Genomic DNA, 25,047 nt, shown 5'->3' with positions numbered 1-25,047 from the left:
GCCTCCTTCAGGCTTCGGGTCGCGAAAATGTCCGCGCAGCGGCCGGTGCGGACAGTGGAAAGAGCAGATCCACGAAACGCTCGGCAGTCGGTTGGGGTTCGTGGTTGGCCAGGCCGGGGCGCTCATTGGCTTCGATGAAGGCGTAGTCGGGTTCGCGCGACGACTTCACCATCAGGTCGATGCCGGTGACCGGAATGTCGATGGCGCGCGCGGCGGCGACGGCGGCGCGGATCAGGGCGGGATGCACCTCATCCGTCACATCATGGATGGTGCCGCCCAGGTGCAGGTTAGCAGCCTTGCGCACCAAAATCTCGGCCCCTTCCGCCGCCACGTCGTCGAGACGATAGCCGGCCTCGGCCAGGGTGCGTTCGGTCTCGGCGTCGATCGGGATGGTGGATTCCCCACCGGTGGCGGCGGCGCGACGACGGCTTTGGTGTTCGACGAGGGCGCGCAAGGTCGAGCGGCCGTCGCCGAAGACGCGCGGCGGACGACGCAGGGCGCAGGCGACGACCTTGTAGTCGATCACCACCAGCCGAAGGTCCTCGCCCTGAACCTGTTCCTCGACCAGAACCTCGGAACAGATGCGGCGCGCCCGGACCAAAGCCGTCTGGACCTCGCTCGTCGTCGTCAGGCCGACCGCGACGCCTTGCCCCTGTTCGCCGCGCGCCGGTTTGACGACCAGGGCGCCGAACTTGCTCAGCGCTGCATCGATGGCCGACGGGCTTTCGGGATCGATCCTCTCGGGAACGCGCACGCCGGCCGCCTCGACGATGCGTCGCGTCATCCGCTTGTCGTCGCAGATGCTGAGCGCGACGGCCGAGGTCAACTCCGACAGACTTTCGCGACACCGGACCGAGCGGCCGCCCCAGTTCAGGCGAAACAGCCCGCCCTCACCGTCGATGATCTCGGTATGGATGCCGCGCCGACGCGCCTCGTCGACGATGATCCGGGCATAGGGGTTCAGGTCGTGGTCGTCGGTCGGGCCGACGAACAGAGCCTCGTTGATCGGGTTCTTACGTTTGACCCCGAAGAAGGAGACGCGACGGAAACCCAGCTTTTCGTACAGGGCGATGGCCTGGTCGTTGTCGTGCATGACCGACAGGTCCATGTGCGCCAGACCTTGGGTCTTGAAGTGTTCGGCCAGACGCCGAACCAGGGCCTCGCCGACGCCCGGCTGGGTCGCCTGCGGATCGACCGCCAGGCACCATAGCGAAGAGCCGCATTCCGGATCTTGAAAGGCGCGGGCATGGTTGACGCCCGTCACGGTGCCGATCACAGCCCCCGTCACGGTGTCCTCGGCGACGAAATAGGTCAGGGTTCGGTCGTCCCGATGCGACCAGAAGAAGTCTGGCGGAACCGGCACCATCTTGCGCTTGGCGTAGATGTCGTTGACCGCCTGCGCATCCGTTTCCGACGTCAGCCGGCGCACGGTGAAGCCTCGGGGCTGGCGTCGGCTGGTGCGATAGGTCGCCAGTTCCAGCCGATAGGTGTGCGACGGATCCAGGAACAACTCCTGCGGCGCCGAGGCCAAAAGGACGTGCGGATTGCGAACATAGAAGGCGATGTCGCGCCGGTCCGGCCCCTCCGCGCGCAGGGCCTCGACCAACGGCTCGGCCGTCTCGAAGGTCTGGGCGAACAGCAGTCGGCCCCAGCCGCAGTCCAGCACGGCATCCAAGGTCGGTCCGTCTCCCGACTGCACCGGGGGCTTCAGGCCCTCGTGCCGCAGACGTTTGAGCCGATGCGCCTTTGATCGCTCGGAGCGGATATCAGACGCCATGCTGCTGCATCCACATTTCCAGGACGGCGACCTGCCAAAGCTCGGAGCCGCGAAGGGGTGTGATGTGCTCGGTCGGATTGGCGAACAGGGTGTCCAGATAGCCCCGGTCGAACAGGCCGCGGTCGCGCGCGGCCTGATTGGTCAGGGCCTCGCGCACCATCTCCAGATATGGACCCTGGATGTATTTCAGCGCGGGTACGGGGAAATACCCCTTCTTGCGATCGATGACCTCGGAGGGGATCACCAGACGCGCGGCCTCTTTCAGCACGCCCTTGCCGCCTTGCGCCAGCTTGTGCTCGGGCGGAATGCGACCCGCCAGTTCGACCAGTTCGTGATCCAGGAAGGGTACGCGCGCCTCCAGGCCCCAGGCCATGGTCATGTTGTCGACCCGCTTCACCGGGTCGTCGACCAGCATCACCTGGCTGTCCAGACGCAGGGCCTGGTCGACCGGAGTCGCTGCGCGGCCTTGCGCAAAATGAGCCTCGACAAGGGCGCGGCTGACGTCGGTGTCGGCCATATAGGCGCCGTTCAGCTGGGTCTTCAGCGTGGCATGGCTGCGGTCGAAGAAGGCCTTGGCGTAGGTTCCGACCGGATCGGTCGCGCCCAGCATCGGCGGATACCAGTGATAACCGGCGAACACCTCGTCGGCGCCCTGTCCCGACTGCACCACCTTGATGTGTTTGGAAACTTCCTGGCTCAGCAGGTAGAAGCCGACATTGTCGTAGGAGACCATCGGTTCCGACATGGCGCCGATGGCGCCCGGCAGGGCCTCCATCAGCCGCTGGTGCGGCACGAAGATCTGGTGATGCTTGGTCCCGTAATGTTTGGCGATCAGGTCGGAATAGACGAACTCGTCGCCCTTCTCGCCATTGGCCTCTTCGAAACCGACCGAGAAGGTCATCAGGTCCTTCTGACCCAGTTCGGCCAGCAGACCGACAATCAGGCTGGAATCCACCCCGCCTGACAACAGCACGCCCACCGGCACGTCGGCGACCATACGGCGCTTCACCGCTTTGCGCAGACCGTCGAGGACCCGGTCGCGCCAATCCTCGGCCGTCAGGGCCGCATCCTCGGGATGGCGGGTCATGTCGGGCTGCCAGTAGAGGCGGTCCTTGGCCCGCCCATCCGCCTCGATCACGCGGATGGTGGCCGGCGGGAACTTCTTGACACCTTTCAGGATGGTGTGCGGCGGCGGCACCACCGCATGGAAGGTCATGTAGTGGTGCAGGCCGACGGGATCGATGGTCTTATCCACGTCGCCCGCCGCCAGCAGGGCCGGCAGGGTCGAGGCGAAGCGCAGACGCTTGCCGTGTTCGGCCAGATACAGCGGCTTGATGCCGAAGCGGTCGCGGGCGATCACGGTGCGGCCGGTGTCGCGCTCATGCAGCACGAAGGCGAACATGCCCTTGAACCGCTCGACGCAGGCTTCGCCCCACGCCTTCCAGGCCTTGATGATGACCTCGGTGTCGCCGTGCGAGAAGAAGCGGAAACCCATCCCCTGCAGCTCTTCGCGCAGTTCGGGATAGTTGTAGATGCAGCCGTTGAACGCCAGGGTCACGCCCAGGTCGGCGTCCACCATCGGCTGCTGCGCCTTCTCCGACAGGTCGATAATCTTCAGGCGTCGGTGACCCAGCCCCACCGGGCCGCGCACAACAATGCCCGAGCCATCCGGTCCACGGGGCGAGAGCGCATCGGTCATACGATGAACGGCGTCGGCATCGGCCGGTCGTCCGTCGAAATTGATCTCGCCGCTAAGACCGCACATGGGTCCTCCTTGAATTGTGGAAGCAGCGGGTACAAATGGTTAGGACACGAAAGAGTTCAACCCGAATGGCCGATATTTCCCATGAGCCAGGCCCTGACGTGGCGGTTGACGCCACCGCATCCCTTGTCCGGTCGGTCCGACGCATCGCCCAGGCGATTGATGTTCGGTCTCGAGAAATCTCACGTCTGACCGGGCTGACGCTGCCGCAACTCCTCGTGCTGCAATCCATCCGCGCATTGGGTGAAGTCAGCACCAGCGCCATATCTCGGGACGTTTCCATGTCGGCGCCGACCGTCGTCGCCGTACTGGACAAGCTCGAAGCCAAGGGCATGGCCGCCCGCTATCGCTCCACCGTCGATCGCCGCGTCGTCCATGTGCGTTTGACCGACGCTGGGCGGCAGGCGTTGAATACGTCCCCGGGCCTGCTCGGCGACGGCTTTCTCGCCGCCTTGGCGGAACTTCCACACAGCGAACGACTGGCGATGGCTCAAGCTGTCGAACGCCTGGCCGTTTTGATGCAGCCGCGCGACACTTCGGCCTCTTCGAAGCCGCACCATGAGGCTGTCAGGTCCTCAGAAGCGGCTCGGGATATCTCCCTGGCGAACAGCCGGAAGCGGTAATCCTGACCTGTCTGGTCCAACACTATCTTCTAACCTCGAGCCAATCAAAGAGGCCAAAACAGCAAGATGAGCGATGGCCCCGTGACCAGAACGAGCGCGCTCAAAGGCGCGCCCAGCCTGGGATAATCAGAAAACTTATAGCCCCCAGGTCCCATGACCAGCGTGTTGCACTGATGACCGATGGGCGTCAGGAAGTCGCACGCGGCGCCGACCGCGACCGCCATCAGGAATGGATCCGGATTGTAGCCAAGCTGCTTGGCCAGCGTCGCTCCGATCGGGGCGACGATCAGAACGGTCGCCGCATTGTTCAGGAAGGGCGTAACCGCCATTGAGGCGAGCATGACGCCGGTGATCGCGACAACGCCCGGCAAGCCTGTGAACACGTGGCGAAGCAGTCCCGCGATCAGATCGGACCCACCCGTGGATTGGATCGCGTCTGAGACGGGAATGAGGGCTGCGATCAGAACCAGCAGAGGTCCATCGAGGGCGGCATAGGCCTCACGCATCTTCAAGCCGCCCAAGGCGACGATGACGACGGCGGCGCCGAAGAAGGCGACGGCGACTGGAACCAGGCCAAGGCCGACGAGCGTCATGGCGCACGCAAGAACAACAGCCGGCATGAACCGCCTGCGCACGCTTCCGAGTTGAACCTGACGCTCCGCCAGGGGCAGTAAATCCAGCGCTCTCAGCGCGACCGGCAGCGCCTGTTCGGCGCCTTGAAGCAGGATGATATCGCCGGGGGCCAGTTTCGCCGTCCGCAGATGCTGGGTCAGTTGAAAGCCGCTTCGCGACACGCCCAGCAGATTAATCCCGTGCTGGCCGTATAGATCCGAGCTTCGAACAGACTGCCCTTGCAGCGGGGAGTTTCGGCCGATCACCGCCTCTACGATCGCAATCTCCTCGGATGCGGTCGCCATGGGAACCGGGCGATCATCACGGATGAGATTCATCTGAGCCCGACTGACGAAGCCCTCCAGCGCCTGCTGCTCGCCCTCGATCAGCAGCGCGTCACCCGCCTTGACGACGACATTGCCTCTGGGATTCAGCCGCCGTTTCCCTGACCGGATCAACGCCATGATCTTGACCTCCCCGTCGCCGAGGGCGCCGAGAGCGGACACGGTCATAGATCCCGGAGCCCAGCCTTCAGGCGCCCTGACTTCCGTGGCATAGGCGTTGGCGGCCAGGGCCGCGCTCATGGACGTCGCGCCCTGTCGATCGCGGGGCAACAGGCGATAGCCGAACGCCAAAAACGCCAGGGCGATCAGGGTGAGCGCCAGGCCCACGGGTGCGTAGTCGAACATGGAGAAGGGTTTGCCGACGATGCTCTGACGCACTTCGGCGACGATGATGTTCGGGGCGGTCCCGACCAGGGTGACCATGCCGCCCGCCATGGCGCCGAAAGCCATCGGCATCAGGAGCCGTGAGGGAGACGACTTCGTCTGGCGCGCCACCTGAAGCGCGACCGGCATCATGATCGCCAGTGCACCGACATTCTTCGTCGCCATGGAAAGCAAGGTCACAGCGCCGGTCAGAACCGGGACCTGGGAGCGCTCAGTCGTTAACAGCGGCATCACACGCCGCATCGCGAGTTCAATGACCCCCGACCGGGCGAAGGCCGCCGAAACGATCAGCGCGCAGGCGATGATGACGGTGACATCGTTCTTGAAACCGTCAAACGCAGCCTCGGCGGGGATGATGCCGATCGCCAATCCTGCAACCAATGCGACGACCGCGACCAGGTCGTAACGAAATCGACCCCAGATGAAGGCGCCGATTGTCAGCCCGACAAGGCCAAAGGCCAGTCCCTGTTGAAACGTCACTCGCCTAGCGCCCTTGCATGATCAGCACGCAGCGTAGGCTGAATGCTAGAAGGCAGCCAGCCCTCTGGATCACTCAACGACAGAAGAGCATCTGCTGTCAGTGCTGATCCTATCCTGGCGGAAGGGCATGACGACCCAGCTACCAAGATGCACGATGACAATTCAGATCAAGCAGTAGATGAGGGCGAAAATGCAGACCTGAGCAGTGCTAAGGATCAGCTTCTCCGGCTCAGCCAATGATCCAGGCTGATCGGTCCGGCGCCGAACCTGATGATGTAGAGCAGCACCGTCGCCCAGAGCAGGTGGGTCGGCCAACCGAGGGGGTAGACGAAAACCTCGATCACTATGGTCATGCCAAGAAGCGCGAGCGCGGCGAAGCGGGCGCCGAGGCCGAGCACCAGCAGGACCGGGAACAAATGTTCCGAATAGGTCGCCAGATGGGCGGCGATATCGCCGGGGATCAGAGGCAGTCGGTATTCCTCGGCGAACAGAGCATAGGTGCTGTCTGTGATGGTCAGCAGGCCCTCCACCTTTGTCCGGCCGGAAAGAAAGAAGACCGCCGCGATCGATACACGCGCGATCAGGCTGAGCACCGGCAGGGGGATCGCAGCCTGGGCCAGGCGTGGGAGGGCCGCCAGGGAGGGGCGCGGCGACGATGCGGCGGTCAGTTCGGTCATTGTGGCGCTCCGGTTTCGATACGGGTGAAGGCGCCGCTCAGAAGCAGATCTCTGAACAGCTCGGACAGATTGGCTGCGGGATCGGCGGCGAGGGCGGCCAGAGCCGCTGCTCCGACGGTGCGGCCGTGCCGGCAGGCGTCGAGGAAGGCGAACTGAGGACGGGTCAACCGATGGGTCTGGACCTGCATTTCCGGACGCACGATCAACAGGCCCTCGGGGGACTGGTCCCACAGCATGTCGTCCGGAGGCGCAGCCACACGATTGGCCAGCCAGATCGAAGGCGCAGTCCAGTCGAACCAGAAGACTTGCGCAGACGGATGCAGGACCGGGCGGCCAGCGTTGAGAGCAGTGTGCGACAGGGCGGCGACCGTCCCAGGGAGCAGGGTCGGTGCGTCAGCGGCGCGGTGCGCGCGGCTCCGTGCGCGATCAAGACGGGCGACAGGCGGCAGAAACTGAAGTTCAAACGCGGGCGGAAACGTCGCCAGCCACTCCGGGAAGCCCTCGCCATAGGCATCGAGAACCGGGGATGAGGGAGGCGCGCTGTCGGCGTAGATCAAAGCGGCGTCGCGAAACCAGTCCGGACCGACCAACCGTTCGACAGTCGGATAGAGACCCGCCAGGGCGTCGGCCCGCCCCTTGGCCACCGTGTTTCGATAAACCGCCAATCCGGGCGCATTTGGATCCGCCAGCCACGGTGTGAGCACGGAGCCCTGCCCCTGCAAGGCCAGGGAGAAGCTCGCATGAAATGACAGCATCTGATCGTCAGGTGGCGCGCTGGACATGGCAGGCCTCCATTATGGCGACGGCTTGATCGCGTTGGCGCGTGCTGCTGTCGGACCTGGCCGCGCACCTGCGGCCCTTTTTCAAACGCCGTCTTTTCAACGGAGAAAGCGACGCGGAGGACCTCGTGCAAGAGACCCTAATCGCCATTCACGCCAAGCGCGCCACATGGGATCGCAACCAGTCGTTCACGGCCTGGGCCTTCACGATCGCCCGCCACAAGCTGATCGACCACCTGCGCCGCCAGGGCCGACGCCTCACCGAGCCGCTGGACGACGCAATCGTGCTGCTGGCCGAGCACACGGTCGAGGACGGGGTCATGCGACGCGATTTGACCCGCGCCTTGTCGATCCTCCCGGCGCGACAGCGCGCCCTGATCCATGATGTGAAAGTCATCGGACTGAGCGTGGCCGAGGCGGCCGAGCGTCACGGCTATTCCGTCGCCGCCGCCAAGGTCAGCATCCATCGCAGCTTCAAGGCTTTGACCGCGCGCTTCGCGGCTGGAGCAGCAGGGTCCAACGATGAAGACTGACGACCTGATCACCAGCCTGGCGCTGGACTTGCCGCCGACGTCCCGAAGCGACATTGACCGTCGTGTGCTGCTGTTCATGCTGCCGGCGGCGGGCGTCGCGCTTGCTGGTGTCGTTTGGTGGCTGGGATTGCGACCGGATCTGATGTCGGCCGTCGCCGGACCGACCTTCTGGGCCAAGGCGGCCTATACGGCCTCCCTGTGCGTCGCCGGCTTCTGGCTCCTGGATCGACTGGGGCGGCCGGGCGCTTCGCCGCGCCGTCCCGCAATCCTGCTAGCCGCCATTTTGGCCGTCGCTGCCGGATGGGCTGTCGTGGAGTTGCTGGGCGCTGCGCCTGACGCGCGGATGGACATGGTCATCGGGCGTTCCGCCAGGGTCTGTCCGACGAATATCCTGTCGCTCGGCGCTCTGGCGGCGCCGTTCATCTTCTTCGCCGCGAGACGATTCGCCCCTGTGAAGCCCGCTTTAGCCGGCGGCGCCGCCGGTCTTCTGACCGCAGGGCTGGCCGCGACCGTCTATGGCCTGCATTGCCCCGAGCACACAGCCGCCTTTGTAGCCGTCTGGTACACCTTGGGCATGGGCCTCGTCGCGGCCCTGGGTGCTGCTATCGGTCGTTTCACCTTCCGCTGGTGAGCGTGCATGCAACACTGCCGTTAAGCGGTCGTGAGCCGCTTCTAAGCGGTTCCGACAGACAGGGTGGTAGGCCCGGAGGGAGAGCCTCTAGGGACCCCTCTGGTGCCGGATTTCCTAGGCTTTAACGGCCTTCAAAAGTGTCGTGTGTCACAGTCTGGGTGTCACAGGCAAGAGGAGGATGCGGACATCCGCTGGGTCACACCGACGCGACGTGCTGGATCAGCGCGCTGAACCCGAACGCCCGAACATAGGGGTCAAGCGACGCCAAAGCGTGTCCTCCAGAAGGAGGACTGCTTCATTTGAAGCATCGCGGTCATAGGCAGCCACCAGGAGATCGATCTCGCACGCCGGAACCCAACTATTGAGTCGGAGCGCAAAGGTTCGGTCAGAGCCGTATCCTAGGTGTTCCTTGATGCGAGAACTCAGGGTCAACGAGCTACCTACATACAACACGCGAGAAGGCTCGACCTTGTTCAAGCGAGGAAAGGCTAGGGAGCCCGATGCGCGGTCTTTGGCCGCTGCAAAACGGTCTTGGAAATTGGCAAGGTGCGTCTGGTCGAGGTTAGCATCACAGACCTGAAGCACGTAGAGACAGCGCCCAGCCCCGCTCCCTCTCCGGATGTCTGAGAGCAGCGCCTGCGCCGCCTCTTCAGATGCTAGATGCTCTGGCGTGATCTTGAAGGTCGTCAGTGCTGGCGCGAGATCACGCACCGCCATGCTGGTGGCGTCCAGCCGCTCAAGCACTCGTTGGGTCAGATCGGTATATGGCACGCACGCTCCCTGTCAGGCGTAGTGGTCAAAGCCAGGTTTCACGACCAGACATGGCGCGGACAGCACGGCCAAGTCCGTCGACCAACCAGTGCGTAGCAGGCTCGCGCCGAGTAAGCTGAACGCCTCGGGCTCGTCGATGGCTGAGCGGTAGGGCCGGTCGCCTCCGAGGAGCGCTTTGGTCTCGCGGGCGGCGATGAAGGCGTCGTCGGCATGGTCGTCGCCCTTCGCCGCCGCTGTGACGAAGGCCTCAAAGAAAAGGATGTCGCCGGGACAAGTCGGCAGGGCGTTGACGTCGGTTGAGGCCGCCGCCTGGCTCAGCCCTCGGCGCAGGCCCGTCAGCGTGTAGGTGACCACCGCCAGCGCGGCCGTGGTGACTGCAGCTCCCGCTCCCGCGCTCCAGGGGCGAGATCCCTCGCCCTTCCGGCCGCTCAGGATCTTGAGGGCCTCGGCGGACGCCGGGATGAACAATGGGGCCTCAAAGCCTATGGCCAGTGGCCAATTCGTGCCCAGCGCTGTCATGGCGTCGATGAAGACGTCCAGGTCCTTGCCGAGGATGGGATCGGCGTTCGGGGTCAGGATCGCCCAGCCCAGCTTCCCGCCCTTCGGCGAGCCGACATCGATCACGCCAATGGCGATGTCGGTCCGACCGTAGCTCATGCAGCCGCCTTGCGTCGCCCTCGGGTCGCCTTGGGGGCGCTGGCGCGTTCGGCGCGGATGCGGTCAAGGAGGACGCTGGCGGGTTCATCGGCGGGGTCTTGGGGAACCAGTTCACCCCAGAAGGCCTTAGCGAGGACTGCTTGGTCGAGGCGGTTCAGAAGGCGACGAGCACTGGAAGCCTCGGCTGCCAGACGGTCAATCTCCGCGAAGGCCCGCTCTACCCGCAAAACAATCGCCGCCTGTTCTTCTAAGTCTGGAAGCCTCACTTTGGTAGACTTGATATCAACAGCACGTAGGTGAGGTTGTGCAGAGCCGCGAGCATTTGAACTGACCCAACCCAAGAAGGCGGGAGACCGTAGAGCCCACATCACATAGTGCGGCAAGACATTGCCCTTGGGGCGTACGATGATCATCGCCGAATTAATACGGACACGTTCAAAGGGAGCACGCTCATCGTATACGGCACAGTTTCCCAACGTCCCTCGGATCGTCAGGACTACGTCACCGCGTTGCAGCGTCCCACCAGACAGTAGTTCGTGCTTATCCTTGCTGATAAATTTTGCTCCAGTCCAATCGAAGCTTCCGTGATGGACGTTTCTGGTGCCGAGAAAAACACAATAGCCATTGTCGTGTTGCTCGTTTTCTCCAGGGTAGTTTTTTCCTCGGTCGCCATTCTCAAGAGACACGATGCTTCCGAGCTCGACGAGCTCGTTCGAACTCTCCGGAGTAAAGCAACTTGCCAGCACCGCCTGCTTGAATCGGGCGGCGAGGGCGGGGATGCGGTCGAGGTCGGCGCGGGCGCGGGCCGTGCGGGCGGTCAGGGCGTCGAGCTTCGCCACGATCCGTCGTTGCTCGGCGAGGGGCGGGACCCGGATCGAGATGTCCCTTAGCGCCCCTATGTTGAGGCTGTCCCGAGTTGTTCCGCCTGTTTCCTCACCCATAGCTTCTTGCATCTGGGGGGTCCGCAGTGCGGCCCAGAGCCAGCGAGACAAATCCAGCGAAGCTGGACGGATACGCGCGATGGTTCGCGAGATGTTAGCCGCAGGCATGTCGTCCGGAACTACCGCAACCCGCCCAACCGTGCCCTGTATCGAGAGCAGCACGTCTCCGCCGCTGATCCGGCTCCTAGAGAACTCTTCATCGAGTTGGTGCGAGATCAACATCAACTGCGACCGTTCGAGAACGTCGCCTCTTATGTCTGTGACCCGCACCATTGGCACGATGGCGTCATCGCGCTCGCCGGGCTTAAGGACGCCGTAGCAGATTGGCGCATGGGCGTCCGTAAGGTCGTTCACCGCGACCTCAGACCATCCCTCCGGAAGCTCGCTCACGCTTCCACCTCCGCCGGCACGGCCTCCTCGCCGGCCAACTCGGTGTCGACCGCCTCGACCTCCGCCAGGGCCGCCCGCAGGTGGCCCAGGATCGCCGCCGCGATGTCCTCGGGGTCGCTGAGGTCGTCCTCGGCGGCGTCGCTGTCGTCGCGCAGCCAGGCGATGTCGAGGTTATCGTTCCGGGCGGCGATGTCGGCGCGGCTGAAGTAGCGGAAGCGACCCTCGGGGCCTTCGTCCTGGCGCGGCGCGCCGCCGTTGGGGTCCTCGCCATAGGCCGCCTCGAAGGCCGCGAAGTCCTCGGGACGCAGGGGGCGGGTCTTGCCGAAGGCGGGCATGTTGGCGCGCAGGTCATAGACCCAGACGCCCGCCGTCGCGCCCCGGTCGGTCTGGCCGCGCTGCAGGAACAGGACGTTGGTCTTCACCCCCTGGGCGTAGAAGATGCCGGTCGGCAGCCGCAGGATGGTGTGGACGTTCGCCAGGTTCATCGCCCAGTCGCGCAGGCGCTTGCCGGTGTTGTCCTCGAACAGCACATTGTCGGGCAGCACCACCGCCGCGCGGCCGCCGGGCTTCAGGGCCCGGACGATGTGCTCGACGAAGGCCAGCTGCTTGTTCGAGGTTTCGGCCGTCACCGAGAAGTCGGCGCGACTGGGCCGTCCGCCGCCCTTCTTGGTGCCGAACGGCGGGTTGGTCAGGATCAGGTCCGCCTTGCCCAGGGCCTCGCCGTCGGGCGTCAGGCTGTCCCCCAGGGTGATAGGACCTTCGACGCCGTGCAGCATCAGGTTCATGAGGGCCAGGCGGTGGGTATCAGGCACCAGCTCGATGCCGACGAAGGCGTTGTTGCGCTGGAAGAAGGCTTCGGACGGCGTCAGGGCATAGAGGTCGTCCGTGTGGTCCTTAATGTAGCGGTCGGCGGCCACCAGGAAGCCGGCAGTGCCTGCTGCCGGGTCCTGGACCACCTCGCCGGCCTGCGGCTTCATGAGGCGCACGATGCAGTCGATCAGCGGCCGGGGCGTGAAATACTGGCCCGCACCGGACTTCTTCTCAGCTGCGTTCTTCTCCAGCAGGCCTTCATAGAGCTCGCCGAGGCCCTCCTCGCGCGCCGAGAACCAGTCCAGGGTGTCGATGGCGGTGGTCAGGGTCTTCAGGTTGGCCGGCTTTCGCAGCTTGGTCTGGGCGTCGGTGAAGATCGACTGCACGACCGGGGCGCCGGACTTGCCCAGATCCAGCAGGGCACGCTTGTAATGGTCGAGTTGGTCGACGCCCTCCCGTCCGGCGATGTCGCTCCAGCGGTAGCCGGCTAGGATGCGATCCTCGCGGTCAGTCTCTTCCATCATCTTGAGGAACAACAGAAAAGTCAGCTCGGTGACGTATTCTTGGTAGCTGACGCCGTCGTCGCGCAGGACGTGGCACAGGTTCCAGAGTTTTTGGACGATGTCCTGTGTCGTGACCCTGCCCTTGGTCAGCTCGCTGTTCGCCATAATGCCTCACTGAGGTCCGAAAGGACCGACTCCAACTTGCCGTCAAAGCGCTTGTTAATGACCCGGAAGCCCCCGTCAGCCTTGAAGGGTTCGTCATCCAGCGACTCGCGGTCGACTACGATGAGCCCGAAGATCTCAGCGAAGGCTTTGCCGCCGACCACCTTGGTGGTGCTGAACTCGCGCTCGGTCTGTTCTCCGAGCGCGCTGCGGTCGACCACAAAGCAGACGCTGCGGAAGCGCTTGGCCGCGATCAATCGGTAAAGCATGGCGATAGCGAGCTTGGTCTTGCCCGTGCCGGTGGCCATACCGACCAGCATATGCAGCCGGTTCTCGGCCAGTCCTTTCTCGACCGCCTCGATGGCCTGTCGCTGATAGGGCCGAAGTTCGAAGCCGAAGTTGAAGCCTTGGGTCTCCAACGCCGCTTCGGCCGCGTCCTGGTCGGCCTCAAGGCGCTCTAGGAGGCCACCTGGCGAGGGCCAGGCCATTAAGGCTGAAGCCGCGTTGGTCGGCCGGCGCAGGTCCCTCCGCCAGATCCCGGACGCCGTCTCCAACTGCTTTAGGTATGGGCGACCGTTAGTCGAGAAGGCGAACGGGGCCTTGAACTCGCCCCACGGGCCTTGGGCGTGCTGATGCGCGGTTCCCGGGGCGATGCTGGCGGCGTAGCGCTCGGCCTGGGGCAGCACGCTCATGACGTTACGGTTTCGCCGCTTGGCTTCGACGACGCCGACGAGGATCAGCCCCGCGAAGAGGGCGTAGTCGGCGGGACCGCGCGCCGTCGGCCACTCCGCGATGGCGAGATTTCGTCCCTTGGTGGGCCGAGTTCCCTTCCCGTAGCGAAGCTCCTGAGTGTCGGCCTCCCAGCCGGCCGCGCTGAGTTGCTGGTCGATGATGGCGCGGGTAGCCGCCTCATCGAGGTTGATGGCGCTGTCGGCCGCCTCTGCCGCCTTTTCGAACTTGGCGAGCTCGGCGGGCGCAGCCTTCTCGGCCTGTGTCTGGGTGGCCTTCAGAGCGGTCCTGACCTGGTCGGCGGCGGCTTCAGCTTCCTCAGCCAGTTTCCGCCAGACGTCGCGCTCCTCGGCTTCCTGGCGCAGACGGTCGGCCGTTTCGAGGTTTTCCTGAGCCAGTGCGTCGGCGCGTGCCTGAGCAGTCTCGGCAGCGCTCTTGTGGCCTTCGGCCTCGACCTTCAGCCGCTCCAGCTCGGCCCGCAGGCTGACCGTGGGGTCAGCCGGCGGAGGTGGCGGCACGAACGGGGTCAGGCTGAGCTTGGGTTCGCTGCAATAGGCTCGGACAAACCACGCACCGAGTTCACGGGCGACTTTCAGGCCTGCCAGAGCTGTGGCGAAATCGTCTTGGCCTTGGTGGACGGCGCTGTTGCCTAACTTCCGCAGGTAGTGGAACAGGTCCAGCGCCTGACGGGAGGCGTAGCCGGCACGGCCGAGCACTCCGAGGATGTCGGCGAAAGACTCGTCGGGCGACCTCAACGATCCCGTCCGCGCCGCGACCTCCTTCGCCAGCAACTCAGCGAACTGACGCAGCTTAATCAGGGAAGTGTTTGGGTCGGTCCGGAAATAATGCTCTGCCTGAGCTGCCAGCCGCACTAATTGCAGTCCGTGCGGTCTCAGGAACTCGAAGTTGGCGCTGACATGCTGCATCATTCCCCCGGAGACTGCAGACGGCTGACCCGTTGTAGCGACATAGCCAGCTCTTTAGCCAGCGCCACACTCTATTGGTGTGCGTGATCAAATCCCAAGGGGGCGACGATCTCGCTGAGATATCCGACCGAGCGCGCCAGGCGATCGATACGAGTCACCACAAACGTGTCGTTCTCCCGCACATACTCCAACGCCCTCCACGGGCGGCCACGGCTCCGAGTGGTGATCTACAAAAAAAGCAGGCTCGCCCGGGCGAAAATCCCGTCGCCCCCGGGACGTGGGTGTCCAGGACTCTGACTGTCCTAACTTATGCTCGTGAGCCGCTGTGTCCTGAGTAGCCCGTCTTGATTCGGTGGTCATCGGCGTCTGGGGGACGGGGTCACTTGCGTCCGCCCGGGGGTACGCCTATGTCCCCTCATGAACCGCCCCGTAGGGGTTCCGCTGGAGGGTCATTTTAGGCCACGTAGGTTCCCGAAAGGAGGCCGCTGTGGCTGACGAACTCGACGAGATTGATACTCCGGTTCTGCCGGAAGGAAAAGAGTCGGGCCCGGCTAACGGGACCATGGCCGACCGCTGGGGTAAGGAGGTTGTGAAGCTCGGCTTCACCTACGTCCCGTCCGTCCTGCTGCGTGGGCAGGAGCGTCTGGGCATCGACGCGATTGAGCTGGTCCTGCTGATTCACCTGCTCGATCACTGGTGGACGAACTCCAGCATGCCGTTCCCCTCCAAGCGGCGGCTGGCGGAGCGCCTGCAGGTCTCGGACAAGACCGTCCAGAGGGCGATGGCCCGGCTGGAGGCTTCCGGGCTGATCCGCCGTGTGGCGCGGCATTACGTGAGCGGCGGACAGGCCAGCAACTTCTATGATCTTTCGCCGCTGATCGAGCAGGTGAAGATCATCGCGAAGTCCATGGCGGAAGCCCGCGAGACCGCGAAGGCGGAAGTTCGCAAGGCCGAGCGGCCGGGGCACCGGTCCCGCAAGCGGGGCCAGCAACCTCCCGCCGGGGGTGCGCAGTGATGGACGGGTCAGCCGAAGGATTGATCGAGCAGGGGCCGCAGCCGCAGCCGCAGCCGCAGCAGGTAGCGGCCGAGCATCTGGCCCCGATGGTGTTCGAGATGGACGTTGAGGGACGCGCCATTCGGATCGGAGTGCGCTTCTCGAACCACTGCTTTACGGAGAAATGGGACGCGGTGGTCCATGCAGGTCAGCCGGTCATTCTCGACGGGGGCAACAGGGCTCGGGTTTTTTGCCCGGTGCGCTTCGAGCTGTCGCAGGGCCTCCCCGATCTAGTCCGTGGGCTGCCCAACGGACACGTCCATCAGACGCCTGAGGCGAACTACGTGAAGGTGACCGCCGCTGACGGGGCGGAGTATCGGATGTTCTTCAATATCAAGCGGGGTGGGCACCAAGGCGACGGCTGCGATGCAAGCCTGTTTGTGGAGAGCGCCTATCCCCCCGACGGCGAGGGTCTCGCCATCGAGAACATGACTAAGGTGCGCTTCCGGGTGCTGGTCTCCAAGACCCTGCGCGGACAGAAGGTGAAGAGGTTCTCGCGCTAACGAAGAAGGGGCACCCTTGCGGATGCCCCTTCAGAAAGTCTCGGTACCCACTTCGGCAGAAGCCTTATCTCGCATCACGCGTGGACCCTTGCGGGCGGGGGAACGCTGTTGGCACCGGAGTGCCTCAACCGATCTGTCGCTCCTAGGGAAGTACTGCCCCAGACCTCCTAAGAAAGTCTATCCCCATGGACGGAGATGACCGGGGGCCGGGGTCGCGCTTGCCCTTCAATATATAACGATCTTGGGAATACCCGGTTCCGGGTCAAGCGGAAGGGTTCATCCGGGCCAGCAGGTTCCTAACGGACGACGCATGCCACGTCCCGTCCCGAGGGGTTCGCACCCCGGCCGCGTTGAGGCCCGCCGCGAGCGAGGCGAGCGAGGTGCAACCCTCCTCCCGCAGCCGAGCGACGATGGGCGCGAGGTCCCGAGCGTGGGCGTCCGCGTTGGCCTTCACCGCTTCTAGCCCCGCCGCATTCCCCCGCGCCGCCCGCCGGAGCGCCTCGGCCCCCTGAGGGTTGCCCAGCCGTGCCACTGGGAGGCCGGTGCGGCGGGAGATGTGCGCCTCACCTGCCACGAGCTTCGCCTTCACGGTCCCGAGGGCCGCCTTCGTCCGCTGTGAGATGGCCTCCCGCTCCGCCTGAGCGATGACCGCGAGGACCCCCACAGTCAGGTCACAGGCGTCCGGCAGGTCCGCCGCCACGAAGCGCACCCCGCTATCCCTGAGGGTCAGCAGGAAGGCAGCGTTGCGGCTGAGGCGGTCGAGCTTGGCAATGACGAGGACGGCTCCGGTCACCTTGGCGTGGTGGAGGGCCTTAGTCAGTTCCGGTCGGTCGTTGCGCCCGCCGCTCTCCACCTCGGTGAAGTCCGCCAGCACTTGCAGGCCCCGTTGACGGGTAAGCTCCGCCACCGCCGCCTTCTGCGCCTCCAGCCCCAGACCGCTGCGCCCCTGCGCCGCCGTCGAGACTCGGAAGTACGCTACCGCCTTGGCCATATCAGCCCCCTTACAAATCCATCTAACGAGCGTTAGGCAGTTTTGTATGGCCGGTCAACGACGGCGGGTGAGGGACCGTCGTGGGAAACTATGTCCCAGACTTCAGGCCTGCTACGGACTGAGCTGCTTTCGCTTCACGCAAGTCCCGCGCCGCCCGCTCTATCTCTGATAGAGCCTTGGAGCGCTCGGTAGGATTGGAACAGATCCCCGCAGCAGAAAGCCGCAGCGAGCCGTTGACTATGGAGCTGAGCGCGACCTGACCTGCTCCTTCGTACATCTGATGCTTGGGTCGGTAATCGCCCAGGCCATCGCCGAGCGCCGCACTGATGTCGCCTGGCGATGGCCACCGGTTGTGTTTGGCGGCGTATCTCTCGAGAACCTCGCTACAGAGACGGATCTGCCCAACCACGGCGTGGGGAGTGCCGCTTCCCGCAATGACTCGCAGGAGGTTGGCTGCCAGTTCGCCCAGGGCTCCTTCGAAGTCGTGTAGGTCCACAACGTTCACGGTTTTCGGATCGCTCATGGGCACCTTCAAGCTGAATGATAAATGATGTTGGGAGGGGCTGCTCGGCTTTGCTGGCGGGCCAACTCAGTAAGGCTGGAAAGTCTCTTTGGTGTCCGATGCTCATCCCCTTCGGTGACCCCCGACGGGGGGAAATAGGAGCTTACGCGGGTACATTCTGCACTTCAGATTTCTGAGCCTGAAACCACCGAGGGGGGGCAATGAAGATCTGGCGACACTCATATGGGTTTCCTCCCCGTCGGATTGAGGAGGGTTTCTCGCAAGGCTGCCCAAGGTTATCCTTAGGCTATCCTCAGGGCTGGGCCTTTCAGGCCCCCTAGACCAAGGGAAAATCCCTGGTTGCGCTTATCTGAACTCAACTATGGGGCGTGACGTCCACTGTACTGTCGGAAAGCCGTAGGATGACCGCTGAGCGGTCCCGGGCACCTGACGAGCATTGGGTGCGACGGATGCGGCTGAGCGTCCTCGCGGCGTTTTTGGAGGTAATGGTGCTGGCGAGCGCCGACGTCGCTCTGCGGACCCTTGCGTCATCTCGAGGCGTCCATGATTTTCGGCAGGGCGAACGGCGCATACGAAATCTTGGCGAGTTCGCGGCTGAGGAGCGCCACGCGGCCCTTGTCTCCGTATCGCGTCGCGACCCCTTGCGTGGTCCAGCCGCCCAGCATGTCAGCGACCTCGCCGGGGATCGAGGCATCCCGGCAGGCGTCGCGGAAGCCATGCCTGAAGCTGTGGAACGGCGTGGCGGGATCTCTGACACCAACATCCTGCCGGAACTCTCCGAACCATTTGGACAGGTAGTGTGACGCCTTCCCGTCCGGCCCAGGTGGCAGCGATGGAAAGGCTACCACCGCATCCTCGGGGAGGGCGGCAACGTAGTCCATCAGCCCTGCGTCCAGAACGGTCCGGTGGATGGGAACGGTGCGCTCGCTCGCTGCCGTCTTAAGTCGGCGGCCTTCGATGCGGCGTCCCGTATCGTCGAACTCGGTGAAACGCATGCACTGGACACCGTCGATCATGACTATGTCCGCCTTTCGCAGAGCGGCTAATTCGCCCGCTCTCGCGCCACTGTAGAGGGCCAGGGCTGGTATCCAGAAGCGCCAAGGCTGGTCGCCGTGCGCGAGAGGGGCAAGGGCAGCGAACAGGCGTTGCAGTTCCTCAGTCGTAAATCCGCGCCGCTTGACGTTCGGGGTGGCCGACAGTGCCATGGCCTGCGCCGGGTTCCGGTCCACAAGTTCCTCTCCTACGGCCCAGTTGAACACGGCGGCGAGATTTTGGAGGTAGGTGTTGACGGTGGTCGGGGCGATGCGTTCGCCGCCGTCTTCGTCGGCTCGGTCGGCTGCCTCCGATAGAGTCAGGCCCGGATAGCGCCGCGTGGCGAACTTCGGAACCCGCTGGAGCAGGGCGCGGACCTTGCGGATATCAGCCCGCGTAATCGAGCGGATAGCCTTGTCAGCCCCCAGGACTTCCTCCAGCGCGGTGAAAATATGGGCGTACTTCCGGTCCGTGGATTCTTCGCCATGTCGCGCTACACGCTCGGCCCTGAAGGCAGCAATCAGTTGCGAGACATTTGGCCCGCTGACGGGCGTTGCGCGGGCTAGGGTCGGACGAGCCACTTCAACGACCTCGCCGCCCAGGCGACGCTTTAGGATACTGACGAGACGGACTCGAGCTTTGAGCATCTCCACGGCGAGCATGCGGCGGCTTGGGTCTCCCGGTGGATACCAAAGGCCCGCCTCGGCGAGGGATTTTTCCACTGCGGGATCGACCGCGCTGATGTTCATCTGTGCGAGGTCGCGACGATACGCAGCCTCGTCTTCAAAGAGCCAGGTCTCCGAGGCAGCATGACCCGCCTCGCCTAAACCGACGCGGATGTCCTCCTCATCGGCCAGGACTGCCTCCAACCAAGTCGCGGCCATTGCCTGAGCGGTGCTGACGTCAAGGGGAGTGGAGGCCTGCCCGGTCAGCTTTGCGCGTGCGGTTGCTATCAATCGATCCGTTTCGACGCCCCTCCTGCGGGCAGCCTGCTTGGCCTGCTCGAAGTCCTTGGTGTGAAGACTTTCGCGCCACGCGGAGCGCCCCAAGGTTTCCAGAACGTCATCGGGGACTCGGCGGCGGAACCAGTAGATCCCTCCCCGACGGTAGAGGTAGTTGCATCCGACCACGGCTTCCATTCCGGCTCGTGTGTCACAGTCGTGTGGCACAGTTCAAGGGCGCGAAAGCCAGTGAGAGCGGGAAATCCAGCGCCGCCGGGGATACCGGAGCAGAGTGGTAGGCCCGGAGGGACTCGAACCCCCAACCAGACCGTTATGAGCGGTCGGCTCTAACCATTGAGCTACAGGCCCCCAAGGCGCGTCTCGGCGGTGACGTTCGCCTAGCAGGCGCGAGCGCGGCTTGCCAAGCGGGGGCGGTCAAGAAGACGGCCTTTCGACGATTTCACGAAGATGAACGGAAACTGCCAGCGGGGTGCGGGCGTTGGTTCAGGCGAAAACGGCCAAGGTCGTTGCAACGGATCGGCGAACGCGCCGGTCCCGGATCGCTTACGGAGAACACCGCATGACACGCACCCTGGCCGCCGCCCCCCTGAAGACCCTGTCGTTGAAGACCGTCGCCCTGGGCGGCGCCGTCGCAGCCGCCGCCTTCCTGGCCGCCGCCACGCCGCGCGCCATGGCTCAGACGGCCGAACCTATGGGAGCCATGCACATGATGCAGCCCGCGCCTTCGCTGAACCTGTCGGCCTACGGTGAGGTCAAGGCCGCGCCGGACATGGCCACCATCACCTTCGGCGTCCAAACCGAGGCCGTCACGGCTCAGCAAGCCATGCGCGACAATGCTGCGCAAATGACGCGCGTCGTCGCCGCCCTGCGCCGCGCGGGCGTCGCCGAACGCGACATCCAGACCTCGGGTCTGAACCTGTCGGCGCAATACGATTACGTCCAGAACGAGCCGCCCAAGCTGCGCGGCTATCAGGCGGTCAACCGCGTGACGGTGGTCATCAATGACCTGAGCAAGGTCGGCACGACGGCCGACGCCGTGGTCGCCGCCGGCGTCAACCAGATCGACGGCATCAGCTTCGGCCTGAAGGATCCGACCGCCGCCGAAAACCAGGCGCGCCAGCTGGCCGTGCGCAACCTGCAGGCCAAGGCCCAGCTGTACGCCCAATCGCTGAACGTCCAACTGTCGGGCATCCGCAATCTGACCGAGGGCGGCGGCTATACGCCTCAGCCGCCGATGCCGATGTTCGCCGCCCGTGCCGTGTCGATGGATCGGGCAGAAAGCACCCCGGTTTCCGCCGGCGAACTGACGGTGCGGATCGATATTACGGGCGTCTACGATATCGCCCGCTGATCGCATCGGCCGGATAAAGAAAGGGCCCGCCGTCGCCGGCGGGCCTTTTTGCATTTCGAGAAGCGACGCGGCCTCAGCCGGCGGTCTTGATCGCGTTGGCGTCGTCCAGCAGGACGACGTTCGGGTTCCACTGGCGCGCTTCTTCCTGGGGAAACTGGCCATAGGTGACCACGATCACCTTGTCGTTCTTCTGCACCAGGCGGGCGGCGGCGCCGTTGACGCCGATGACCTTGGAGCCGCGCGGCGCCTCGATCGCATAGGTGGTGAAGCGCGCGCCGTTCGTGATGTTCAGCACATCGACCTGCTCGTGCGGATAGATGCCGGCGGCGTCCAGCAGGTCCATGTCGATGGCGATCGATCCCTCGTAATCGAGATCGGCTTGGGTCACCGTGGCGCGGTGCAGCTTGGACTTCATCAGGGTGACCAGCATCGTGCGGTCTCCAGCAAGAAAAACGCGGGGCGCAGGCCCTCGCTCACAGGCGGCTCATATAAGGATTTCCGGCCCCGGCATCAATCCGCACGCTGCGCCGCAGCAATCGGGTGCGGATGCGAACGCCAGGTCGACCGACGGATTGCACGCGTGTCATTTGACGACGGCCCGCGTCCCCCTATGCTGGCGACGCCATTTCCGGCCTGCGAGCGCGCGTTTTCCCTCCGATGAAGCAATTCTTTCTGACGGTCCTTGGTGTTTTCACCGGGCTGATCCTGTTCGTCGTCGTCATTCCCGTGGTGCTGCTGACGGTCGCCGTCGCCTCGTCGTCCAAGCCGACGACGCCGGCGACCACCGTGCTGGAGCTGGACCTGCGCGGCGGCGTCAGCGACCAGCCGTCGTCAAATCCGTTCGCGGCCTTCGGCAGTTCCGGCCTGGCCCTGACGGACGTGGTCGATGGCCTGCATCAGGCCCAGAGCGACAGCAGCGTCAAGGCTCTGCTGATCCGTCTGCCGGAAAGCGGCATGACGCCCGCCACCGCCGATGAACTGCGCCAGGCCATCCATCGCTTCCGCAACACAGGCAAGCCGGTCATCGCCCACAGCCAGGGCTTCGCCCCGTCGGGCGCGGTGATGTCCACCTATATGGTCGGGGCCTCGGCGTCGGAGCTGTGGATGCAGAACACCGCCGGCTTCCAGGCCACGGGCTTCTCGGCCGACAGCCTTTTCCTGGGTCGCGCCTTCCAAAAATACGGCGTCAAACCCGAGTTCGAACAACGCTACGAATACAAGAACGCTGTCAATGAATACACCCAGAGCGACTACACCGGCCCGCACCGCGAGGCGATGACGGCCTGGATGACGTCGATCTACGACACCGCCCTGGCTAACGCGGCCAAGGATCGCAAGACGACGGCCCCGGCGCTGAAGACGGTGATCGAGGCCGGCCCCTATTCGGCCGAGCAGGCACTCAGCAACCGGCTGATCGACAAGGTGGGTCAGGTCGAGGAAGCCGAGATCGCCATCAAGACCCGCGCCGGCAAGGGCGCCGAGATCGTCGAGTTCGGAAAATACGCCAGCCAGAAGGGCGAACGCACGGGTTCGGGCAAGAACGCCATCGCCATCGTGGGCGGGGAGGGGGCCATCGTCACCGGGCGCGGCGGCGGCGCCAGCTTCGGCGGCGGCTCGTCCATCCATTCCGACGACACGGCCGAGGCCATCTACGACGCGATCGACGACAAGAGCGTCAAGGCGATCGTCTTCCGCGTCTCTTCGCCGGGCGGTTCGCCCGAAGCGTCCGAACAGATCCTGGCCGCCGTGCGCGCGGCGCGGGCGGCGGGCAAGCCGGTGGTGGTGTCCATGGGCGCCTATGCGGCGTCGGGCGGTTACTGGATCAGTTCCGAGGCCGACTGGATCGTGGCGCAGCCCACGACCCTGACCGGCTCGATCGGCGTGTTCGGCGGCAAGTTCGTTCTGGCCGATGCGCTGGGCCGGTTCGGCGTCGATATGCGTGAGCTGACGGTGGGCGGGGAATACGCCGACGCCTTCTCGCCGACGCAAGAGTTCACCCCCCAGCAGCGCGCGGCCTTCGCCGGCTCGATGAACCGGATCTACGATGACTTCATCGCCCGCGTGGCGAGGGGCCGCAAACTGTCCCCGGACCGGGTGCGCGAAATCGCCAAGGGCCGCGTCTGGACCGGCGCCCAGGCCCTGCCGCTGGGCCTCGTCGACCAGCTGGGCGGCGTGACCGAGGCCATGAACAAGGCCCGCCAACTGGCCAAGATTCCCGACAATGAGCCCGTCCGCTTCAAGCATTTCCCCAAGCAGCAGTCGCCGTTCGAGGCCCTGTCGGAAATGTTCGGCGTCCAGACCGAGGCCACCAAGGCCCTGGTCATGCTGGGCGGCGTCATGGCCGATCCCCAGGCCCAGGCCGTGATGCGCCGGATCGACAGCGACCGGATGCGCAGCCAGGGCGCGGTGGTTCTGGCCGATCAGCCGATCTTCTGACGGAGTGCGGCGCACGCGACCGTGCGTCGCGGTCCATTGACCGCAAGCCCCGATGGACCGACATTGCGTGTCAGGCGTTCCCCGGATCGCCTGAAAGGATGATCCATGTTCCAGCCTGAACGTCTCGCCGCCATCGGCCATGCCGCCCGCCGCCGTCCCAACGGCCTGGTGGCGTCCGTCATGTGGGTCGCCGGCATGATCGCCGCCGTCTGCGCCATGGCGGTCGGCGCCGTCCTCGCGGTCTTCACCGCTGCAGCTGTTGCGGTCATCGCCCTGTTCGCCGGCGTTCTGGTCTTCCTGGTCGGTCTGGTCATGCGCACCCGCCGCAACATCGCGCCGCGTCGCCGCAACAGCGATCCCGACCTGATCGAGGCGCACAAGGTGGACGGCGCCTGGGTCGCCTATGGCTGGGAGCGCAACGGCCGCTGAGCCGACGCCGCCCATGACGTCCTACATCGACGCGCCTTCGCCCAACTTCGACGCGCGCCGTGCGCCGCCGGACATGCTGGTGCTGCACTACACCGGCATGCAGACCAGCGAGGCCGCCCTTGCCCGCCTGCGCGACCCCGAAGCGAAGGTCTCGGCCCATTATCTGGTCGAGGAAGACGGCCGCGTCTTCCAACTGGTGCCCGAGGAACGCCGCGCCTGGCACGCCGGCCGCGGCGTCTGGCAGGGCGAGGACGACTGCAACGCCGCCTCCATCGGCATCGAGATCGTCAATCCTGGCCATGAGTTCGGTTATCGCGCCTTCCCCGAAGCGCAAATCGCGGCCGTCATCGCCCTGATCTCCGACATTCGCAGTCGCTGGACCATCGCCGACAACCGCATCATCGCCCATTCCGACCTGGCGCCGGATCGCAAGGAAGATCCGGGCGAGCTCTTCCCCTGGAAGCGTCTGGCCGAGGCCGGGCACGGCCTGTGGTTCGAACCGGCGGCCGAACGGGTGCAAGCCTTGGGCGGCCTGTTGCAGAAGGGCGATCAGGGCATCGGCCCGATGGTGCTCAGCGCCGGCCTGCATCGGTTGGGCTACGGCCTGAAAGCCAGCGGCGATTACGACGCTGCCGTGGAAACCGCCGTGCGCGCCTTCCAGCGTCATTGGCGCCCGGCCCGCGTCGACGGCGTCGCCGACGGCGAAACCCGCGCCCGCCTGGTCGGCCTGCTCCAGCTGGCCAGCGCCGAGAGCATCACGGGCGTATTAAATTGACGTTTGCGCCGCTAACGCGCATCTAGCGCGCGCCAGACGGCTGGGCGGTCGCGGCGGACTTCGCGTCCGTCGAGGAAAGTCCGGGCTCCACGGTGAAAAGGCGGCGGATAACTTCCGCCCGGGGTGACCCGAGGGATAGCGCCACAGAAAGCAAACCTCCGGCCTTGCGAGGCCGGTAAGGGTGAAAGGGTGGGGTAAGAGCCCACCGCGGACCTGGCAACAGGGACGGCATGGCAAGCCCCGCCTGGAGCAAGACCAAATAGGGACATCGCGCGGGCTCGCTCGCGGGGCTCACCGCCTCAGATGTCCGGGTAGGTCGCGAGAACCGATCAGCAATGGTCGGTCCAGAGGAATGATCGTCGCCGTTCTCAAGAACGGAACAAAACCCGGCTTACAGGCCGTCTGGCAAAATTTTCTTGGGCCTATCGGCCTTCGGCCTACTTGAGGCCCGTAGGGTTGGGCGTTGGCGCCCTCCCTCAGCGCATCGCGTAATCCGAACT

24 protein-coding genes, 1 tRNA gene and 1 other RNA gene are annotated in these 25,047 nt (G+C 64.9%); 10 read left to right on the top strand and 16 right to left on the bottom strand.

Translation table 11 applies throughout. The annotated features are described in order from the left end of the window. Positions 1-7: 7 nt before the first annotated feature. Both ngg and KAK88_RS14155 read right to left on the bottom strand, forming a co-directional pair. Positions 8-1,777: an N-acetylglutaminylglutamine synthetase gene (gene ngg / locus KAK88_RS14160; protein WP_242077118.1), complete on the bottom strand. Its 1,770-nt coding sequence runs from the start codon at positions 1,775-1,777 to the stop codon at positions 8-10. Then, the gene (locus KAK88_RS14155) at positions 1,767-3,542 is read right to left on the bottom strand and encodes an N-acetylglutaminylglutamine amidotransferase (RefSeq protein WP_242077117.1); all 1,776 of its coding nucleotides are present in this window, start codon (positions 3,540-3,542) and stop codon (positions 1,767-1,769) included. The genes ngg and KAK88_RS14155 overlap by 11 nt, the downstream gene beginning before the upstream one ends. A gap of 65 nt (positions 3,543-3,607) precedes the next feature. Here KAK88_RS14155 and KAK88_RS14150 point away from each other — a divergent pair, with 65 nt between their 5' ends. Continuing rightward, a complete protein-coding gene (locus KAK88_RS14150) occupies positions 3,608-4,162 on the top strand; it encodes a MarR family winged helix-turn-helix transcriptional regulator (RefSeq protein ID WP_242077116.1) in 555 nt (184 codons plus the stop codon). Positions 4,163-4,206: 44 nt separating this feature from the next. Here the strand turns inward: KAK88_RS14150 and KAK88_RS14145 are convergent, their stop codons facing one another. From KAK88_RS14145 to KAK88_RS14135, 3 genes are all read right to left on the bottom strand, one after another. After that, the gene (locus KAK88_RS14145) at positions 4,207-5,871 is read right to left on the bottom strand and encodes an SLC13 family permease (RefSeq protein ID WP_242077115.1); all 1,665 of its coding nucleotides are present in this window, start codon (positions 5,869-5,871) and stop codon (positions 4,207-4,209) included. Positions 5,872-6,197: 326 nt separating this feature from the next. Then, the gene (locus tag KAK88_RS14140) at positions 6,198-6,659 is read right to left on the bottom strand and encodes a DoxX family protein (RefSeq protein ID WP_242077114.1); all 462 of its coding nucleotides are present in this window, start codon (positions 6,657-6,659) and stop codon (positions 6,198-6,200) included. Beyond that, positions 6,656-7,441 carry an HvfC/BufC N-terminal domain-containing protein gene (locus KAK88_RS14135; RefSeq protein ID WP_242077113.1) on the bottom strand — a complete coding sequence of 262 codons (786 nt, stop codon included), beginning with the start codon at positions 7,439-7,441 and terminating at the stop codon, positions 6,656-6,658. The genes KAK88_RS14140 and KAK88_RS14135 overlap by 4 nt, the downstream gene beginning before the upstream one ends. A 41-nt stretch (positions 7,442-7,482) precedes the next feature. Here KAK88_RS14135 and KAK88_RS14130 point away from each other — a divergent pair, with 41 nt between their 5' ends. Beyond that, on the top strand, positions 7,483-7,971 hold the full coding sequence (locus tag KAK88_RS14130; RefSeq protein ID WP_242077112.1) for a sigma-70 family RNA polymerase sigma factor: 489 nt from the start codon (positions 7,483-7,485) through the stop codon (positions 7,969-7,971). Beyond that, positions 7,961-8,602 carry an NrsF family protein gene (locus KAK88_RS14125; RefSeq protein ID WP_242077111.1) on the top strand — a complete coding sequence of 214 codons (642 nt, stop codon included), beginning with the start codon at positions 7,961-7,963 and terminating at the stop codon, positions 8,600-8,602. Before KAK88_RS14130 ends, KAK88_RS14125 begins: the two co-directional genes overlap by 11 nt. Positions 8,603-8,821: 219 nt before the next feature. On the opposite strand, the gene KAK88_RS14120 is transcribed toward KAK88_RS14125, so the two are convergent. The 6 genes from KAK88_RS14120 to KAK88_RS16120 all read right to left on the bottom strand — a co-directional run bounded on the left by KAK88_RS14120 (position 8,822) and on the right by KAK88_RS16120 (position 14,649). Beyond that, the gene (locus KAK88_RS14120; RefSeq protein ID WP_242077110.1) at positions 8,822-9,346 is read right to left on the bottom strand and encodes a hypothetical protein; all 525 of its coding nucleotides are present in this window, start codon (positions 9,344-9,346) and stop codon (positions 8,822-8,824) included. A 39-nt stretch (positions 9,347-9,385) separates the two neighbouring features. Next, entirely contained in the window at positions 9,386-10,030 is a 645-nt protein-coding gene (locus KAK88_RS14115) for a hypothetical protein (RefSeq protein WP_242077109.1), read from the bottom strand. Beyond that, positions 10,027-11,361 carry a restriction endonuclease subunit S gene (locus KAK88_RS14110; protein WP_242077108.1) on the bottom strand — a complete coding sequence of 445 codons (1,335 nt, stop codon included), beginning with the start codon at positions 11,359-11,361 and terminating at the stop codon, positions 10,027-10,029. The genes KAK88_RS14115 and KAK88_RS14110 overlap by 4 nt, the downstream gene beginning before the upstream one ends. After that, positions 11,358-12,839 carry an N-6 DNA methylase gene (locus KAK88_RS14105; protein ID WP_242077107.1) on the bottom strand — a complete coding sequence of 494 codons (1,482 nt, stop codon included), beginning with the start codon at positions 12,837-12,839 and terminating at the stop codon, positions 11,358-11,360. The genes KAK88_RS14110 and KAK88_RS14105 overlap by 4 nt, the downstream gene beginning before the upstream one ends. Further along, entirely contained in the window at positions 12,821-14,494 is a 1,674-nt protein-coding gene (locus tag KAK88_RS14100) for a DEAD/DEAH box helicase family protein (RefSeq protein WP_242077106.1), read from the bottom strand. Before KAK88_RS14100 ends, KAK88_RS14105 begins: the two co-directional genes overlap by 19 nt. Positions 14,495-14,562: 68 nt before the next feature. Then, entirely contained in the window at positions 14,563-14,649 is an 87-nt protein-coding gene (locus KAK88_RS16120; protein ID WP_347265481.1) for a hypothetical protein, read from the bottom strand. Positions 14,650-14,978: 329 nt separating this feature from the next. Between KAK88_RS16120 and KAK88_RS14095 the strand changes: the two genes are divergently transcribed. Both KAK88_RS14095 and KAK88_RS14090 read left to right on the top strand, forming a co-directional pair. Next, positions 14,979-15,506, top strand: a complete 528-nt coding sequence (locus tag KAK88_RS14095) for a helix-turn-helix domain-containing protein (protein ID WP_242077105.1) — start codon at positions 14,979-14,981, stop codon at positions 15,504-15,506. Continuing rightward, positions 15,506-16,048 (top strand): hypothetical protein, encoded by a 543-nt coding sequence (locus KAK88_RS14090; protein WP_242077104.1) that lies wholly within the window; start codon positions 15,506-15,508, stop codon positions 16,046-16,048. The genes KAK88_RS14095 and KAK88_RS14090 overlap by 1 nt, the downstream gene beginning before the upstream one ends. 262 nt (positions 16,049-16,310) lie before the next feature. On the opposite strand, the gene KAK88_RS14085 is transcribed toward KAK88_RS14090, so the two are convergent. From KAK88_RS14085 to KAK88_RS14070, 4 genes are all read right to left on the bottom strand, one after another. Next, positions 16,311-17,039 carry a recombinase family protein gene (locus tag KAK88_RS14085; RefSeq protein WP_242077103.1) on the bottom strand — a complete coding sequence of 243 codons (729 nt, stop codon included), beginning with the start codon at positions 17,037-17,039 and terminating at the stop codon, positions 16,311-16,313. Between the two features lie 88 nt (positions 17,040-17,127). After that, positions 17,128-17,562, bottom strand: a complete 435-nt coding sequence (locus tag KAK88_RS14080) for a hypothetical protein (RefSeq protein ID WP_242077102.1) — start codon at positions 17,560-17,562, stop codon at positions 17,128-17,130. A gap of 527 nt (positions 17,563-18,089) precedes the next feature. Further along, entirely contained in the window at positions 18,090-19,733 is a 1,644-nt protein-coding gene (locus KAK88_RS14075) for a site-specific integrase (protein WP_242077101.1), read from the bottom strand. A gap of 95 nt (positions 19,734-19,828) precedes the next feature. Continuing rightward, positions 19,829-19,904: transfer RNA gene (locus KAK88_RS14070), tRNA-Ile, on the bottom strand. A 211-nt stretch (positions 19,905-20,115) separates the two neighbouring features. Here KAK88_RS14070 and KAK88_RS14065 point away from each other — a divergent pair. Continuing rightward, positions 20,116-20,907 carry an SIMPL domain-containing protein gene (locus KAK88_RS14065; protein WP_242077100.1) on the top strand — a complete coding sequence of 264 codons (792 nt, stop codon included), beginning with the start codon at positions 20,116-20,118 and terminating at the stop codon, positions 20,905-20,907. Positions 20,908-20,980: 73 nt separating this feature from the next. On the opposite strand, the gene panD is transcribed toward KAK88_RS14065, so the two are convergent. After that, on the bottom strand, positions 20,981-21,337 hold the full coding sequence (gene panD / locus KAK88_RS14060) for an aspartate 1-decarboxylase (RefSeq protein WP_242077099.1): 357 nt from the start codon (positions 21,335-21,337) through the stop codon (positions 20,981-20,983). 227 nt (positions 21,338-21,564) lie between these two features. Here panD and sppA point away from each other — a divergent pair, with 227 nt between their 5' ends. The 4 genes from sppA to rnpB all read left to right on the top strand — a co-directional run bounded on the left by sppA (position 21,565) and on the right by rnpB (position 24,957). Then, complete coding sequence (gene sppA, locus KAK88_RS14055) at positions 21,565-23,343, top strand: signal peptide peptidase SppA (RefSeq protein ID WP_242077098.1); 1,779 nt, start codon at positions 21,565-21,567, stop codon at positions 23,341-23,343. 105 nt (positions 23,344-23,448) lie between these two features. After that, a complete protein-coding gene (locus tag KAK88_RS14050; protein WP_017504540.1) occupies positions 23,449-23,772 on the top strand; it encodes a hypothetical protein in 324 nt (107 codons plus the stop codon). Between the two features lie 13 nt (positions 23,773-23,785). Next, positions 23,786-24,547, top strand: coding sequence for an N-acetylmuramoyl-L-alanine amidase (locus KAK88_RS14045; protein WP_242077097.1), 762 nt, complete (start codon positions 23,786-23,788; stop codon positions 24,545-24,547). A gap of 32 nt (positions 24,548-24,579) precedes the next feature. After that, an RNA gene (rnpB, locus tag KAK88_RS14040) (RNase P RNA component class A) lies at positions 24,580-24,957 on the top strand. The last annotated feature ends 90 nt before the right edge of the window (positions 24,958-25,047 follow it).

It is taken from the genome of Brevundimonas diminuta, from assembly GCF_022654015.1.
Lineage (GTDB): Bacteria > Pseudomonadota > Alphaproteobacteria > Caulobacterales > Caulobacteraceae > Brevundimonas > Brevundimonas diminuta_C.
This window is presented reverse-complemented; position numbering and strand designations above follow the sequence as displayed.